The 17767-nt window shown below is 35.9% G+C and carries 10 protein-coding genes; all 10 read right to left on the bottom strand.

Going from position 1 to position 17767, the window contains the following annotated elements:
- Nucleotides 1-150: 150 nt before the first annotated feature.
- The 10 genes from FND99_RS03520 to FND99_RS03565 all read right to left on the bottom strand — a co-directional run bounded on the left by FND99_RS03520 (nucleotide 151) and on the right by FND99_RS03565 (nucleotide 17223).
- Nucleotides 151-852 carry an L-ribulose-5-phosphate 4-epimerase gene (locus FND99_RS03520; protein ID WP_144336603.1) on the bottom strand — a complete coding sequence of 234 codons (702 nt, stop codon included), beginning with the start codon at nucleotides 850-852 and terminating at the stop codon, nucleotides 151-153.
- A complete protein-coding gene (locus FND99_RS03525; RefSeq protein ID WP_144336604.1) occupies nucleotides 836-2527 on the bottom strand; it encodes a ribulokinase in 1692 nt (563 codons plus the stop codon). Before FND99_RS03525 ends, FND99_RS03520 begins: the two co-directional genes overlap by 17 nt.
- 167 nt (nucleotides 2528-2694) lie before the next feature.
- Nucleotides 2695-4680, bottom strand: coding sequence for an alpha-L-arabinofuranosidase C-terminal domain-containing protein (locus FND99_RS03530; RefSeq protein WP_144336605.1), 1986 nt, complete (start codon nucleotides 4678-4680; stop codon nucleotides 2695-2697).
- A 329-nt stretch (nucleotides 4681-5009) separates the two neighbouring features.
- Nucleotides 5010-6995, bottom strand: a complete 1986-nt coding sequence (locus FND99_RS03535) for a glycoside hydrolase family 127 protein (RefSeq protein ID WP_144336606.1) — start codon at nucleotides 6993-6995, stop codon at nucleotides 5010-5012.
- Between the two features lie 14 nt (nucleotides 6996-7009).
- Nucleotides 7010-7990 carry an arabinan endo-1,5-alpha-L-arabinosidase gene (locus FND99_RS03540; RefSeq protein ID WP_246074163.1) on the bottom strand — a complete coding sequence of 327 codons (981 nt, stop codon included), beginning with the start codon at nucleotides 7988-7990 and terminating at the stop codon, nucleotides 7010-7012.
- Between the two features lie 118 nt (nucleotides 7991-8108).
- Nucleotides 8109-9053: a glycoside hydrolase family 43 protein gene (locus FND99_RS03545; RefSeq protein WP_144336607.1), complete on the bottom strand. Its 945-nt coding sequence runs from the start codon at nucleotides 9051-9053 to the stop codon at nucleotides 8109-8111.
- Between the two features lie 182 nt (nucleotides 9054-9235).
- A complete protein-coding gene (locus FND99_RS03550; protein ID WP_144336608.1) occupies nucleotides 9236-10861 on the bottom strand; it encodes an arabinan endo-1,5-alpha-L-arabinosidase in 1626 nt (541 codons plus the stop codon).
- 12 nt (nucleotides 10862-10873) lie between these two features.
- Nucleotides 10874-12421 (bottom strand): alpha-N-arabinofuranosidase, encoded by a 1548-nt coding sequence (locus FND99_RS03555; RefSeq protein ID WP_144336804.1) that lies wholly within the window; start codon nucleotides 12419-12421, stop codon nucleotides 10874-10876.
- Nucleotides 12422-12585: 164 nt separating this feature from the next.
- A complete protein-coding gene (locus FND99_RS03560; RefSeq protein ID WP_144336609.1) occupies nucleotides 12586-14148 on the bottom strand; it encodes a RagB/SusD family nutrient uptake outer membrane protein in 1563 nt (520 codons plus the stop codon).
- Nucleotides 14149-14178: 30 nt separating this feature from the next.
- Complete coding sequence (locus tag FND99_RS03565) at nucleotides 14179-17223, bottom strand: SusC/RagA family TonB-linked outer membrane protein (protein ID WP_144336610.1); 3045 nt, start codon at nucleotides 17221-17223, stop codon at nucleotides 14179-14181.
- Nucleotides 17224-17767 lie beyond the last annotated feature (544 nt).

A 17767-nucleotide genomic window follows, 5' to 3' on the forward strand; every position in this document is an offset into this window, starting at 1 on the left:
GTTTATTTTGTTTCAAGTTTCAGGTTTCAGGTTGTTGGAATCTGAAAACTCGATTTGTTATTTTATTGTTTTTTTTTGTTTGTTTCAGCTTTCAGGTTTCACGTTCCAACAACTTGAAACAAAAAAGACCTGAAACCTGAAACAAAACTCCTACTGTCCGTAATACGAATCTTTTCCGTGTTTACGGTTGTAATGTTTCTTTATTAATGAATCCTTTAATCTTGGTGCGTTTGGGTTTATTTGCAAAGTCAAGTATGCCATTTCTGCCACAACTTCTAAGACTTTACTGTTATAAACCGCTTTTGCAGCATTTTTTCCCCATGCAAACGGACCGTGATTTCCTATCAAAATCATTTCTACTTCTTCGTAAGAAAGATTTTTTTCTTTGAAGCAATCCAAAATCTGAATTCCGGTATTGTGTTCGTAGTTTCCTTCGATTAAAGAATCTGCCATTGGCGGCGCGCACGGAATATCAGCTGTTAAATGATCAGCATGGGTAGTTCCGAAAATTGGAATATCCTGCTGAGCCTGCGCCCAAGCCACAGAATAGGTTGCGTGTGTATGTGCAACTCCACCAATATTTGGCCAGTTTTTGTATAAATAAGCATGCGTTTTCGTGTCTGATGACGGACGCATAGTTCCTTCGATAATGTTGTTGTCAAAATCGACAATTACGATATCTTCGGGTTTTAAATCTTCATAAGGAACACCGCTTGGTTTAATGGCAAAAACACCATTTTCTCTGTCCACGGCGCTTACATTTCCGAATGTATAAACCACCAAATTCAATGCATTTAACTGCATATTGGCCTCGTAACATTCTTGTTTTAAATCTTTATACTGAGAACTCATTTTGAGATATTTTAATGGTTGGATCTGCAAAAGCACTTAATTGTTCGTACCCGACAAGCAGTTTATTGTAAGCTGCAACTTTGTCTAATTGAGGGAAATATTCTCCATCAAAATCACTTCCTATTTTCTGACTTGCTTCGATTACATTTGGATAAATTCCTGCTGCAACTGCTGCATAAATCGCTGCACCTAAAGCTGGAGTTTGGTCTGAAGCTGCAATTTTAATTGGTTTGTTTAAAACATTAGCCAATGTCTGCATGATGAAAGGAGATTTTCTTGCAACACCGCCAATTCCGATTACGCTGTCGATTTTTACGCCTTCTTCTTCAAAACGGTCTACAATTTTCTTCGCTCCAAAACAAATAGCGTTTACTAAAGCTTTAAAAATATGAGGCGCTTTTGTTCCTAATGAAAGATTCGAAATCGCACTTTTTACTTCCTGATTTGCATCTGGAGTTCTACGTCCGTTGATCCAATCTAAAGCAATTGGAAGACTTTCTGAAACTGGGATTTTCTCTGCTTCTTTAGTTAACTCCACAATTAATTTATCGCTGAATTCTTCTCTTAATTGCTCTTTTTGAGCGTCATTTAAAAGTGACGTAGAACCTAATAAATGTTCCGTCGGCCACATTAAAAGTTCTTTGTACCAAGCCAATAAATCGCCAAAAGCAGATTGTCCTGCTTCTAAACCAATAAATCCTGGAATTACAGAACCATCAACTTGTCCGCAGATTCCACGAACAGTTTTTGTCCCCACTTCATCATAAGAACCAACCAGAATATCACAAGTTGAAGTTCCCATAACACGAACTAAAGTGTTTTCGCCAATTTTAGCGCCAACAGCTCCGGAATGCGCGTCGAAAGTTCCAACAGCTACAACTGTACCTGTAGAAAGTCCTAAACGATCTGCCCATTCTTTGCTTAAATTTCCGGCAACTAAATCTGATGTATAGGTTTCATCGTATAAATTGCCGCGAAGTTGTGCTAAATACGGATGTAATTTTTCTAAGAATTCAACCGGAGGAAGTCCGTTCCAGTCTGTGTGCCACATTGCTTTATGTCCTGCAGCGCAACGGCTTCTTTTGAACGTTTTTAAGTCTTTATCTTCAATTAACAAATAGGTCATTAAATCGCAGTGCTCCATCCAAGTATGCGCTGCATTTCTAACCGCTTCATCTTGTCTTGCAATGTGAAGGATTTTTGCCCAAAACCATTCTGATGAATAAATTCCGCCTACATATTTTGTAACGTCTTCACCTCCCCAACTTACTGCCAGTTCATTGATTTCGTTTGCTTCATTAATCGAAGTATGATCTTTCCACAACACCATCATTGCATTTGGGTTTTCTTCAAAACCTTTAGTTAATGCTAATGGCGTTCCGTCTTTTGTAACCGGAACTGGAGAAGATCCAGTTGTATCAATACAAATTCCGCGAACCAATGACGGATCAACTTTACTTTCTTTTATAACATTTTGAATGGTGATTTCTAATCCTTCTATATGATCTAAAGGATGCTGACGAAACTGATTTATTGATGCGTCACAATATTGTTTGTTTTTCCATCTTTTGTAATGAGAAACATTCGATGCTAATTCCTGCCCATTTTCAGTATCGATAAGCACCGCTCGAACAGAATCTGTTCCGTAGTCCAATCCTATAACGTAATTTTTCATTCGAAATTCATTTTTAATAATGACAAATATAATTATAATTCATTTATAAGTGTACAATAAACACTTAATAAAAATGGAGCTTTGAATTTTTACAAATAATGCATCAAAACAAGCCATTATGACAAAAACAGAAAATAAACGTTAGTTTTACATTTATTCTGTTGCGATTATTTCATCTTAATTTTTAAAACTGTTACTGAATATGCTGGAAAATCATATTGAACTTTGTTGCCGCTTACTTTAAATTCGCTTTCTTTCGGACTAATTTTAGTTGGAGATTCAAAAGAATTTTCATCATTTATTCCATCTCCTTTTAAAACAATCGCTGTTCCTTTTGAATCTAATTTTGCGCCTTTCAAATCAATTGAAACATTTTGAGAAGCAGCATTTGCATTCACAATTTTCAAAATCACTTCTTTAGAATTCACATCTTTTACTGCCGATGCAAACAAATCATTTTGACCTGTAACTGCTTTTCCATCTTTTGTAATAGTGATTAAATCGGTTCCTTTGTTATTAGAGAATAATTTCTGAACATAATAATTTGGCGTTCCGTATGATTGTAAATTGTTGAACCAAATCATATCTGGTGTCCATTGCCAGCCATCAACGTGAGCCAATAATGGCGCGTAAGAAGTCAACTGAACAACCTCAGCATTACGTTCCATTCCAGTCATGAAAGCGGCTTCAGAGAAAGCACATTCCCAGTTGTTTTTGTTTTCTGGACTAGCAATTGCAACACTTTGCGCTGCATATTCTCCAGCGAAGATTTTTGGTCCTTTACGATCGTAATTATCGTAACGCGTTACATTTTTTCTGAACCAAGCTGGATCTTTATAATAATGTTCGTCAACAATTTCTGCATTCAATTTTTTTAATTCTTTCATGCCATAATCGTAAAAATCGCCCTCAGGAAAAGGTCCTGTTCCAGAAATAATTGTGATGTTTGGATATTTTGCTTTGATCGCTTTTTGGAATACTTTGAAACGCTCGATATAATCTGGTCCCCATTGCTCATTTCCAACTCCAATGAATTTTAGGTTGAATGGTTTTGGATGTCCCATATCAGCTCTTACTTTTCCCCAAGCTGTAGTTGCATCGCCATTTGCAAATTCGATTAAATCTAAAGCGTCCTGAACATAAGGATCAATTTGATCCATTGGAACTAATTCTCCTGTATTAAATTGGCACGCCATCCCACAGCTTAAAATTGGTAAAGGAGAAGCGCCAATATCTTCTGAAAGTTGAAAATATTCAAAGAATCCTAAACCAAAACTTTGGAAATAATCAGGAGCCGGACGATGCGAAAATTCCATATTCCAACGGTTTACTGCAGTTTCTCTGTCTTCCACATTTCCTACTGATTTTTTCCATTGGTAACGTTCTGCCAAAGTTCTTCCTTCAACAATACAGCCTCCAGGAAAACGCAAAAATCCCGGTTTCAAATCGTATAATAACTGCACTAAATCTTTACGAAGTCCGTTTTTTCTTCCTGCCCAAGTATCTTCTGGAAACAATGAAATATTATCTAAATCAATTACGCCATTTCCTTCAAAAGTGATTTTTAATTTTGCTTTGGCTTCTGTTGCATTTGATGTTAGTTGAGCCGAATAATTTGACCAGTCATTTGATGTTGGTACAACAGAAGTTTCGCCTAAAACTTTATTGTTTTTGTCAATAAATTGGAATTTAATTTTTGAAATGTTTCCAGAAATATTTGATGCTTTCAAAGACAAATTGTACTTCAAATCTTTTTTAAGTCCCATTCCTCTAAAGCCTTCATTAATCAATTCATAACCATTTGCATCATTAATTGTTACTCTGCAATAATTATGATTTGTTCCTTTTTGAGAATACTGAATCACATTTGCAATTCCTGATTCGGTGTTTAATTTATGACGGTCGCTTTTTGGCTGATTCCATCCCATTAACGGAAACTGGAATTCGAAAGATCTGTTTTTGATCATTTCGGCATACAATCCACCATCTGCAGCAAAATTGATATCTTCAAAAAACACACCGTACATCGTTGGCTGAATTTTAGTTACTGTTTTTGCAACATCAACTTGAAGATTATTTTTTTGTGCCGATGCATAAACGCTACTCAGCAATAAACCGCAAAGGGTAATTTTTGTAATTAAATTGGACTTCATTTTTTTATAATTAATGTGTTTTATGGTACGCGGATGACACTGATTCACTAAAGTGAAAACGCGGATAAAAACGGATTTTTATTTTTTAAACTTTGGCTTTATTTTTTTAAAACACATAGAAACATAGATTTAAATGATTAAAAAAGGCATTTCATTTTTTTAAACAAACATAGCTATGTGTGCAAATCTAGATTTGTTTTATTCTCTTTTTATAATCATTTAAATCTATGTTTCTATGTGTTTAAATATTTGTTTCTCGCAGACTTAGCAGATTTTTTCTTTTACCTCAACCTGCTAAATCTTGCTTCTTGCTTCTTTTCTCTATTTTCTCAATTCTTATAATCTAACCAAACTTTCATTTTTCCTACGCCTCTGTTTGACCATGAATAATATGGAATTGCTTTGAATTTTGAATTCTCAATCACGTTAACGCCATTCAATAAATTCGCTTCTTTTTTTACTTTGAAATTATCTCCGGGAGCCACATTGATTTGATCAAAATTGGTTTTATTGTCAATTTCTTCAACCGCGTAAACAATTGGTCCGTATTCTAAAGAAACCTTATTTTTATTGGTCTCAACTTTTGAATTGGTTTCCACTTCCTGAACTTCCATTGGGAAATTAAGCGTGATTTTATCTCCTTTTTTCCAATTTCTTGTAATTGAAAAATATCCATCTGTAGATTGAATAGCTAATTGTTCTCCGTTTAAATTAACGGTTGCTTTTTGAGTTGAGGCTTTTTTATAAGTGTATAAATCTCCCGGCAAAACTTCGTTTCTTGCCCAGCCCGGAACACGAAGTTTGATAGTAAATTGGCTTTCTTTTTTTGGATTAACAGCTATTGCTACTTTTCCGTTCCAAGGATAACCGGTTTGTTGTGAAATCTGTAAATCGGTTTTTCCTAATTTGAAAGAAGCGCTGTTTGAGGCATATAAATTTACAAATAATTCATCATTTGTTTTTGAATAAATCAATCCCGGAATTGACGGAATAAAACGAATCAAATTCGTAGGACAGCAAGAACAGTCAAACCAAGCCTGACGCGTGCAAGAACCTCTGTTTGATTTATATACGCCATCGGCTTCAAGGGCATTTGGGTAGAAAAACTCTTTTCCGGTCAATGAAATTCCAGAAATTAATCCGTTATACATCGTTCTTTCGATGACATCAAAATACTCCGATTTTCCGTATAAATTATGCAGTCTGTGATTCCAGTAAACATCGCCAATCGCAGCGCAGGTTTCATTGTAAGCCGTAAGATTTGGCAATTCATAATTGGCTCCAAAAGCTTCTCCGTCATGTCTGGAACCAATGCCGCCTGTGATGTACATTTTTTTGTTCACCATATTGTTCCATAAATTATTTACGGCATTTTCATATGATTTGTCTTTTGTCATCGCAGCAATATCCGTCATTCCTGCATACATATAAACCGCACGAACAGCGTGGCCAACTACTTCATTTTGCTGAATTACCGGCATATGATCCTGCGCATATTCGCCATATAATTTATGATTTTTCGGATTTCCGCGATTATCTAAAAAGTATTTCGCCAATTTCAAATAATCCTCTTTTCCGGTAATTTGATACAATTTAATCAAACCTGTTTCAATAATTTGATGTCCCGGAACACCTTTTACCTGACCCGGACCATCGCCAAAAGTTTTCACAAACAAATCGGCATTTTTGATGGCAATATCAAGAAAGTTTCTTTTTCCTGTCGCTTCATAATGCACAACGGCTGCTTCGATTAAATGTCCGGCATTGTAGCATTCGTGGCTAATTTGCAGTGATTCCCAACGTTTTCCTTCAATAACCGGGACCCAAGTTGCAGGCGGTTTTGCCGGATTTATGGTTCGCCAAGTCGTCAAATAACCATCTTCTTCCTGACCAATTTTTACAATGGCAATCAACGAATCTAAAACTCTTTCTAATTTCGGATTTGGAGCAGAAATTAAGGTATTCGATGCACCTTCAATAATTTTGTAAACATCAGTATCATCAAAAGGCATTTCGCCTCTAACTGTTCCCGTTTTTTGTTTTCCTGCGATTAAAAAGTTCTCAAAACGACCTTCTTCATTACATTTTTGAATGGCATAAGCAATCGTAACTTCTTGGACTCTTTTGATAATTGGCAACCAAAAACTATCGCTCAGTTTCACATTTTGAATGTTAACGGGTTCGATTTTGTAACCCGCTTTTAAAGCCGACGTTTTATCGCTTGCTTGAACTTCTTTGTTTTTGGTTTCTTTACAGGAAGCCAAAATCAGAAGTGACATGAAAATCGCTAAAATTGGTAAATTGTATTTCTTCATTTTATTGGTTTATTCTATTTTAAAACGGGCCATAAATTGGCATCCCATTGCATTTCTTTAACGACTAATCTTGGCGTTCCGTTTGATTTTTTTTCATAAGCGTGATAGAAAATATAATCTTTACCATCAAACGTATATGCGCTATTGTGGCCTACACCAAAGTAATTTTCGTCTCCTTGAACTACGATACTTCCACCGCCTTCTGTCAATAATTTTCCGTCTTTATCAACATAAGGTCCGGTTACATTTTTTGATCTTCCAACGACAACTTTATAAGTGCTTTTTTCTCCGCGACAGCATAAATCCCAAGAAAGAAATTGGTAATAATATCCGTTTTTCTTGAAAATAAAAGGAGCTTCGAGCGCGCCGTCTCCAGGATCAGAATCGACTAATTCAAAAGTTCTTTTACGTTTTGAAATCGTATGCCATTCTTGTGGCTGAGCAATCGATTTTAAATCTGAATTTAATTTGACCATTTTCAATCCTTCCCAAAAAGATCCAAAAGCCAACCAAGGCGTATTGTTTTCGTCGAAGATTAAATTTGGGTCAATGGCATTCCACATATCACGATTGGGTTGTGATTGAATGACAATTCCTTGATCAACCCATTTATAATTTTTGTCTTTTGGATCTAAAGTCGTATTGGTCGCAACGCCAATCGCCGAAGTATTTTTGGCGAAAGCCGAAACTGAATAATACAGATAATACACATTGTTATGAAACGAAATATCCGGCGCCCAAATGTGGTTTTTGAAATCGGCCGCAACGCCATCTGCCCAAACGGGTTTTTCTGCAAAAACTTGAGGTTGTTTGTCCCATTTTTTTAAATCTTTTGAACTGAAAACGCTGATTCCGTTTCCAGTGCAATACAAATAATAGGTGTCTTTTTGTTTGATGACAACTGGATCATGAACTACAATTTCCTGCGCAAATGAAACTGAAGCAATCAGCATCAAAAAACCAGAAATTGTATATTTTATGTTTTTGTAAACCATATAAGTGATATAAGTAAATTTAAGTTTTTTGTTTTACTGAAAACTTTTTAGATCATATAAGCGAAACTGTAAACTGCGACTTTGACTGAACACTAAAAACCTGAACACTGAACACTAATTACTGAATTCCCTCAGAAGTCATTACAACTCGTTTCATTGTTCCGTCTTTGTTATAATATAATTTGTCGACACAAACTGATCTTCTGAAACTTCCGCCATGTGGAATTGAAGCTCCGTTGTGATAAATAAAATACGACTGTCCTTTAAAATCAATTATTGCTTGATGATTTGTATTGCTGTTTCCGGCCAATTCATTTAAAATACCTTTGAATTCCCACGGACCATTTATTGATTTGCTCATCGTGTAAGCAATTTTCTCAGGAAACTCGTAGGCGTACGACAAATAATACCAGTCTTTATGTTTATGAATCCAAGGTGCTTCAGTGTAATGTGGTAAATCGATATGATGAATTTCTCCATCTATTTCAGTCATATTTTCTTTTAATTTGGCGTAATGGCAAGAGGTATTTCCCCAAAACAAATAAGCTTGTCCGTCAGTATCAATATAAACCGTCGGGTCAATATCGTCCCAGCTTATATCGGTATATTTTGTCATGTCATTTGTTATCAAGGCTTTTCCTAATGCGTCTTTAAAAGGCCCAATTGGACTATCAGAAACAGCAACACCAATAGATTTTCCAGGAATTGTTCCGTGTTCAACCGTAACATACCAATAAAATTTCCCGTTTCTTTCAATTACCTGCGAAGCCCAAGCATCGCTTTTTGCCCATTTAAAATCGGTTACTTTTAACGGAACTGGATGCGATTCCCATTTTTTCATGTCAGATGAAGAATACACCACCCATTCGTTCATCTTATAAAAATTAAAATCGTTAGGCGCTTCGTCATGACCGGCGTATAAATAGACTTTGTCTTTATAGACTAATGCTGCCGGATCGCCTGTATATTGATCCTTAATAATTGGATTATTGAATTTTACCGATTGTGCAGTTCCTGCTATCGATAAAAACAAAATGGAAAGGCTTGCAAATAGGTTCTTCATTATGGTTTTATTTTTTGCCACAGATTAAATTGATTAAAATGATTTTTTATAGTCTTTGGCTTGATTTTTTTGCCACGAATTGCACTAATTTTCTCGAATTTAATTCGTGGCTTATTTTTTCTCTCTCAGATTGAGCAGATCTATTTTAATCCATTTAATCTGTGAAATCTGTGGCATAAACTTTAATTTATCTTTTTACCCCAAACTGGCAATCCAGCTGCTGTGTATCCAGAATAACTCAAGGTTACTTTTCTGGTTGCTAATTCCCAATCCCAAGAATCAGAAACATTACATTTTACTCCGTTTACTGTTAAGATTTTTTTCGTGCTGTCATATGACCATGTTCCGTTTGCATCACCGCTTACTTTTTTATCGGCAGTCAAATAAATTGTTCCTGCTTTTTGCATGGTTTTGTATTGGTAATTCATTGTGATTTGCTCCCAAGTTCCAACAAAATTTGCGTCGGTAATTGTTGTTGCTGGAACACCCGCGTAACGTTCTGCTTCAACAACTGGCCAGCCATCTTCTGTCCATTGAATAGCGCGAACATGCCCCATCATTACGGCATTTGAAACGGCAATTCCTGGAACACCTTCCGGTAAACGAGCTTGTGAAGCATAATACCATTGTTTAGTATCTGGATTTTGAAAAACGGCGCAATGCGAAAATCCAACCCAACCTGTATGATTTTTAAATTGATAAGGATGTGTCACCATCGGAAAACATTCTGCTCCGGTTGTAATGCTGCTTCCGCTGATGGTTAAATAAGGGCCTAAAATACTTTTTGAACGTGCTACACGAGTATTGTAAGCAACCGATAATTCGTCATAAGCCAAAAACAAATAATAATATTGTGTGTCTGGATTATAGATAATTTCTGGTCCTTCGAGTGCTTGCCAGCGATTTGTGCTTACGTTTCCGCGTCCTGCAATTCGAACTCCATAATCGTCAATAGTTTTTAATTTATCTGGTTTTCCGGTTGCTGGATTCAGTTTTAAAGCTGCAATTCCAGAATGCCAAGAACCATAAATCAAATACTGATCGCCTTCTGGAGTCTGAATAAAACTTGGGTCGATGGCGTTGAATTTAAAATAAGCATCCCAATCGTTTCCGCCATTTCGAACGTAACTTTTTACGCCGTCTGGCTCAGAGCAAACGACCATTCCTTTATCTACCCAATTGTTTGAAGCCAAATCATCTGTTTCAGCCAAGCCAATAAAAGCGCGCTCCGACCAAGATGTATTGGTATCTGTTCCTGTAATTGGATTTGTTACGACAATACTATAATACATTCTGAATTTGTTTCCGACTTTTCGAACACAAGGCGCCCAATATCCGTAACTCGGATTTGTAATTGGAGGAAGCGCCGGATTCATTCTTGCTCTTTTATTGTTCAAAGAATCTTTTACCCAAGACGGAGCTGTTGTCATCGAAGATCCCATGAATTCCCAATTGATTAAATCTTTTGATCTTCTGTAGAAAAAATGTCCATTGCCTTCGTGCGCATTTCCATAAGAAGCGTCTGTTTGGTACATATAATAGTATTCTCCTGATTTTTCTACCGATGGATCATGAACGTTAGCCAAATTCCATTGCGATCTGCTTCCCCAACTTGAAATTGAAGTATAATTATCAGCATAAGTTGGCCCCGGAAATGCTGGCGTAACCACTGGCGGATCAACCACCACCGGCGGATCTGGCGTTACGGGTGTATCAGGATTGTCACTTGAACAGCCGAATACCAATAACGCGCCTAAAAACATTCCGATATACGGCACTGTTTTTAAAATGGAATTTGATTTTTTCATCTTTATATTTTTTTATTTTCCTTCTAAAACAACAACTGAGAAAGGAGGAATTATGATTTCAAGTTTTCCTTTTTTGTTTTCGAAACCTTTAAAAATTGTCGGAACAATTTTGTTTGGTGTATCGAAAGAATTGTAATCTTGTAATTTAGCCGATGTTAAAACTATTCCTGTGAACGTTTTAACACCAAGATCATTTACATCAATTTCAATTTTGTTTTTGTTTTTAGCATCAATGTTTACCAAAGAAATATGAACTGCACCGTTTTTATCTTTTGAAGCTGACGCTGAAACTGCAGGAAGTGTTTCTCCGTTAAATGTATAGTTTGGAGAAGTAAAACTTACTGGCAATAATTTTGCGTCTTGATGCACGCTGTACATTTTCATTACATGATACGTTGGCGTAGTAATCATTTTTGCTTTGTCAGTTAGAATTACAGCCTGCAAAACATTTACACATTGTGCTAAGTTTGCCATTTTAACTCTGTCTGCATGATTGTTGAAAATATTCAATGTTGCTCCTGCTAAAACAGCATCACGCATTGTATTTTGCTGATATAAAAATCCAGGATTTGTTCCTTTTTCTACTTCGTACCAGCCTCCCCATTCGTCAACCATCATGGCAACTTTTTTCTGAGGATCGTATTTGTCCATTATGGCAGAATGCTTTGTTACAAGCTCTTCCATTTTTAAAGCCGATTTCATGGTTTTGAAATAACCTTCTTCGGTAAAATCTCTGTCATCTCCTTTTTTAGCCCATTCAATTACAGCGTAATGATGCACTCCAAGTCCGCCTAACATATTCAGCGGAATGTTTTTCATTAAAACTTCTGTCCAATTATAATCGGCACTATTTGAACCTGATGCAATTCGAGTCAATCCTCCAGTGTTTTCCCAATCCGACATGAAAGTTGCAAATTTTCTGTATTCGCCAGCATAATATTCGGCTGTCATATTTCCTCCGCATCCCCACGCTTCATTTCCAATTCCCCAGAATTTCACTTTCCAAGGTTCTTTTCTTCCATTTTTTCGACGCAAGTCGCTCATCGGACTTTTACCTCCAAAATTGGTGTACTGAACCCAATCCGCTAATTCCTGGACGGTTCCGCTTCCAACATTTCCTGACAAATATGGTTCTGCTCCAAGAAGTTCACACATATTAAGGAAATCGTGCGTTCCAAAACTGTTGTCTTCTGTAACGCCACCCCACCATTTGTTTACGATTGTAGGTCTTTGTTCTTTTGGTCCAATTCCGTCTTTCCAATGGTACGTATCGGCAAAACAGCCGCCCGGCCATCTTAAATTCGGAATTTTCAACTCTTTCAAAGCAGCAATAATGTCATTTCTAACGCCATTTGTGTTTGGTATTTTTGAAGTGTCTCCAACAAAAAATCCGCCGTAAATACAGCGTCCTAAATGCTCAGCAAAATGCCCGTAAATGTTTTTGTTGATTACTGGAGCATCTGCATTATTTTTTATGGTAACAACTGTGGTTTGATTTTGGGCAAAATTAACCTGACTGCAAATGGCAATTAAAAAGGTAACTAAAAGTGCTTTTTTCATACGTGGGTAATATTTGTTTTTTATTGGAATATGGTATCGCCATTCTTTAATATTATTTTTCATTTGAATCATGGCGATTTCATAATGTTTTAATGTTATAATATCATGTGAAGGTTTTGAAGCCTTCACATGATATTAGGTATTCTGACTAACTCAAATAAATATTAATAACTATCATTTTGTTTTGTTCCCGGATTGTTATCCATTTCTAACTGCGGAATTGGGAAATATTCTCTTCCTGGCGCATATGAATTGAACTCTGCGTCTCTTGTTTTTAACCAAGCCAATTTTGTAGCATCCTGTAACCATCCCCAACGACGGATATCATCAAAACGGTGTCCTTCAAGAGGGAATTCTAAGAATCTTTCATGACCAATTTGATCTCTCATTTGCGCCTGATTCATGCCCGGTTTTGTCGTTGCTAAATCTGGCAGATTCACTCTGTTTCTAACCATTTGAATGTATGTGTAAGCACCTTGAGTATCTCCTGTTTCATTTAGACATTCGGCATACATCAATAAAATATCAGCATATCTTAATAAACGCTCATTGATTCCTGAACGCCAGTCGTATTCATCAGCAAACTGACCATCAGAGTTTTCATATTTTCTGCAGAAGATATCGTTCAAATCAGCTGGACTTGTTGCGTAAAAAGTAGCAAAATCTTTTCCGTACAATTGCATTCCGCCCGGTTTATTGTAAAAAATCGTAGCATCTAAACGAGGATCAACTGCTCCTGTTTTTGTTTTTTCCTGCTGAAATTCATTAAATAATGTCCAAGAAGGCTGAACGTCTGTCCATCCAAAAGCTCTTGGCGCATAAGTAATGGCACGAGCAGATGTTTTTCCCCAGCCAGAAGCCGGTGTACCACCCCAACCTAAATCAACCCCACCTGCATCTCTGCTGAACTGAACTTCAAAAAGTGACTCAGAGTTGTTTTCATTTGCTGTAGTAAAGTTATCACGATAGTTTGAAACTAAAGAGTAAACTCCTAAATCAATTACTTGTTTAAATGTCGTTTTTGCGTTTGCAAAATCTTTAGTAAACAAATATGCTTTTCCTAAATATCCTAAAGCAGCACCTTTTGTCGCGCGTCCTTTTTGACCTTTGTCAATTCCTGTAATTCCATCATAAGATGTTGGCAATAAATCGGCAGCAGCTTTGAAATCTGCAATAACCTGAGCCCATCCTTCCGCTTCTGATTTTTGTGGCGTATATAATTTGATCTCTGTTGGAATCGGTACATTTTTAAACATGTTAACCGAATGAAACAAATACAATCCTCTTAAAAAATAAGCCTGTCCTAAAATTCTGTTTTTAAGCGCCGCATCTTCAAATTGTATGGCTGGAACATTTGTCAAAACTTGGTTGGCACGATAAATCCCTTGATAGTACGTTTCAAAAGCCCATCCATAAATAGCAGGATCTGTAGGGTTTGAGTTGAAACGCCCAACATTGTACATTGCTCCCCATGGACTGTTGCTTCGTGTATCATCTCCTTTTAAATCTAAAAGCAAAGGCGTACTTCGCATGTAAGTTCCATCGGTAAGCAAACTTCCATAAGCGGCGTTTACTCCTTCGATAGCATCTTGATCTGTTTTCCAAAATGAACCTGCGGTTTCAACGTTTGGGTCCACTTGCTTCAAGTCTTCATTATCAACGCAACTTGTTGTTACAAGCGCCAATGAAAAGAAAACTGTTATATAATTAAATACTTTATATTTCATTTTAATTCGTTTTTAATTGGTTAGGATAGATTAAAAAGTTACTTCAACACCCATAGAAATTGTTCTTGGATTTGGGAATGATCCAGCATCATATCCTCTAGAAAATAATCCGTCATTGTAATTAAAATCTGGATCGTAACCTTTGTATTTGCTGATGATCCATAAATTTTGACCATTTACATATACTTTTGCTCTCTGAATAAACAAATCTTTTGGCATTGGAATTGAATATCCAATTTCCATTGTCTGCAATTTGATATAATCACCACTTTCAATAAATCGGTCAGAATCTCTTGCGTTTCCGTTTGGATCTCCAATAATTGGACGAGGAACATTTGTATTTGTATTTGTTGGTGTCCAATAGTTCAATGCATCAACACTATGATTTCCATATTGTTCTGTCATTAAGTTACGATACAATCCGTTGAATACTTTGTTTCCTCCTGAACCTTGCCAGAACATTGAGAAATCCCAATTTTTATAATTTGCACCAAAATTGATTCCGTAGCTGTACTTCGGAATTGTAACTCCCATAAACTTTCTATCAGCATCCGTGATTTGGCCGTCACCATTTAAATCAGCGAATTTAAGATCTCCAACACCTGCATTCGTCTGAGTTGGCGATGAAGCTAAATCAGCAGCGTTTTGGAAAATTCCAGCAACTTGATACGTATAAAGTTCACCAATTGATCTTCCTACTTCTGTTTTTGAAGCTGCTCCGTAGATTGGATTTCCGTCAAGACCAATCTGTAAAACCTCGTTTTTCAAGGTTCCTAAGTTTGCCGAAATATTGTATTTAAACTCATGGTGATTGTTGTTGTAAGTTGCTGTAAACTCAAAACCACTATTTTTAACCGCACCTGCATTTGTTGTAATACTTGCAGGGAATGCTCCAGTTGAATAAGGCAACGGAACTCCAATCAATAAATCTGTTGATTTTTTCTGATAGTATTCAGCCGTAATTTGCAAATCGTTGTCTAAGAATCCAAGTTCAACCGCAACGTTTGAAGTAGCCGTTTTTTCCCAGTGAACATTTGGATCAATAGCACTTACTACAGTTGTTCCAGGAGCTAATGTGTTGTTGAAATCATAACCAGCAAAAGCGTTGATTGTTGGCGAATACGCATAAACTCCAAGTGTGTTATTTCCTAATTCTCCATAACCACCTCTCAATTTGATGGTATTAAACCAATCTGGCAAATGCAAGAACTTTTCGTTGCTTAATTTCCAAGCTCCAGAGAAAGAGTAGAAATTTGCTGTATTGTTGTCTTCACTAAAAAGAGACGTTTTATCTTGTCTGAAGTTTCCAGTAATGAAGTAACGATCATCATAAGAATAATTCAAACGGCTTAAGTAAGAGATATTTGTAAGCGTATTTTTGTATTCACCAGCACTTGTAGCATCAGCATATTGAATTTGGCTGATTTCGCCTGGAGTGTATCCAACACCTCTTGACCAATGTCTGTAATAATCATTTCTTTCTTGAATCCATCCTCCTAAAGCATCGATTTTATGCTTGTCTAAAGTGATTTCGTAAGTCAATAAATTGTTTACGAAAGTTCTTTGCTGATTTCCATTGTCAACATCTAAAGAAGCTTCGTCATTTGTTGTAATATAATACCATCCTAAATCACTTGGCGGAATGAATTTTCTGTTTTGAAAATCCAATCTATCGTAACTTAAATCTAATTTATATTTTAAGCCTTTAACAATTTCAAGTTCTCCCCAAAGATCTCCAATAAAACGGCTTCTTTGCCCGTTGTTTGTAATCAAATTGTTGTAACCAATAACGTTCATTGAGATCGCTCTTTGCGTCAAGTTGTCTGTTCCACCGTAACCACCAAGTCTTTTTGGGTCGTAAACTGGCATTGTAGGAACCGCTCCTAATAGATCAACAATTGCAGATTCTCCACCATTGTATTCATTAAAGTTTTCTTTACCTGATTTTGTATATCCAATTTTTGAACCGTATTTGAATTTTCCTTTTTTACCATATAAATTCAAATTCATAGAATATCTTTCGTAATCTTGAGGCGAATTCAAATAACTTGTATTTTTGAAATAATCTGTATTTAAGTTGTAGCCTAGAGTTTCAGCTCCTCCGCTAAAAGTAAGCGAGTGATTTTGAACAAGACCTGTTTTAAAAGCTTCATTTTGCCAGTTTGTATCCACATTTTTAATGTATGAAGGACTGTTTGGGTCATTTCCTGGGGCAATTGTCAAACCAGCATTTAGTTCAGCCGCCGATGTGATTTTTTGATAACCAACACGGTCAGTTACGTCCCAAGTTTTAGCTACATTCTGAAAACCTACAAGCGATTTGTATTTAATTTCCAGTTTACCTGATTTTCCTTTTTTAGTCGTAATAATTACAACCCCGTTTGCTCCTTGAACACCATAAATAGCCGCCGCAGATGCATCTTTTAAAACCTGCATCGATTCGATATCGCCTGGCGCAAAGTCATTTGGGTTTGAAACGATCATTCCGTCAATAACAAAAAGTGGATTATTGTTTGTAAACGAATTGATACCTCTAATCTTCACATTTACAAATCCTCCAGGCTCTCCAGATGATTGTACTGTTACACCGGCAACTTGCCCTTGAAGCATTTTTGCCGGATCGTATGTTACGGTTTTCTTAGCCGCTTCCATGTCAACTACACCAATAGAACCAGTAAGATCGGCTTTCTTTTGTGTACCGTAACCTACTACGACTACCTCGTTAAGTTTGTTTGTATCTTCTCCTAATGCAAGGTCAATTTTTGATTGGTTTCCTATTGTGATTTCTTGGTTTTGAAATCCTATAAATGAAAAAACTAAAACATCGTTTGGAGATGCTTTAATCGAATACTCTCCATCAAAACCGGTTGTGGTAACGGTTTTGGTTCCTTTTATCATAATATTAACACCCGGCAAAGGCAATTTGTCCTGAGCCGAGGTAACAACTCCGCTAATCGTTTTGCCTTGAGCCGACATTTGATTAACAGAAAAAAGCAGCATTACTAATGCTAAAATCCATTCTTTTTTTGGCAACAAAAAGTTGCAATAAAAAAATAATCGTTGGTTTGTTATCATAAGGTTTAATTAAGTTGGTTAGTGTATAATTATAAGTGTTAATTTTACATTTGTAAATTTAACTAAAAAAAAACCTCAAAAACAAATTAATATGGCAAAAAAAATGCTGAAAAAAAATACATATCATAAATTAAGTGTGAAATTAACATTAATAAATTGATATTTTTTTCAAAAAAAAGACCTATTTTAAGAGTTATTTGTGTAAAATATACACTTTTTGTCAAAAAGCCGCTTTTTAATCAAAAAAACACCTTTCTGAAAAAAATTATAAATAGGCTGTTTTAGAATAATTTAAAGTTTAAAAAAAAATATTTTTGTAAAAAAAATCTGCTTTAGTAACCGCTGTTTTTCTTAAAATTTTCTTAAATTCTAAAAAAACTACTTTATTTTTGTACCGAAAACGTTTGAAAACCAAAAATCTAATTCAAAAAAGGAAAATTTATAACCCATTTATTCAATGTAATTTATGGTCATTTTAACTTTAAGTGTGAAATCTACATTAATAAATTATGAAACATATTAAGAAGTTTATATATTTACCAAT

It is taken from the genome of Flavobacterium daemonense (assembly GCF_007341385.1).
Lineage (GTDB): Bacteria > Bacteroidota > Bacteroidia > Flavobacteriales > Flavobacteriaceae > Flavobacterium > Flavobacterium daemonense.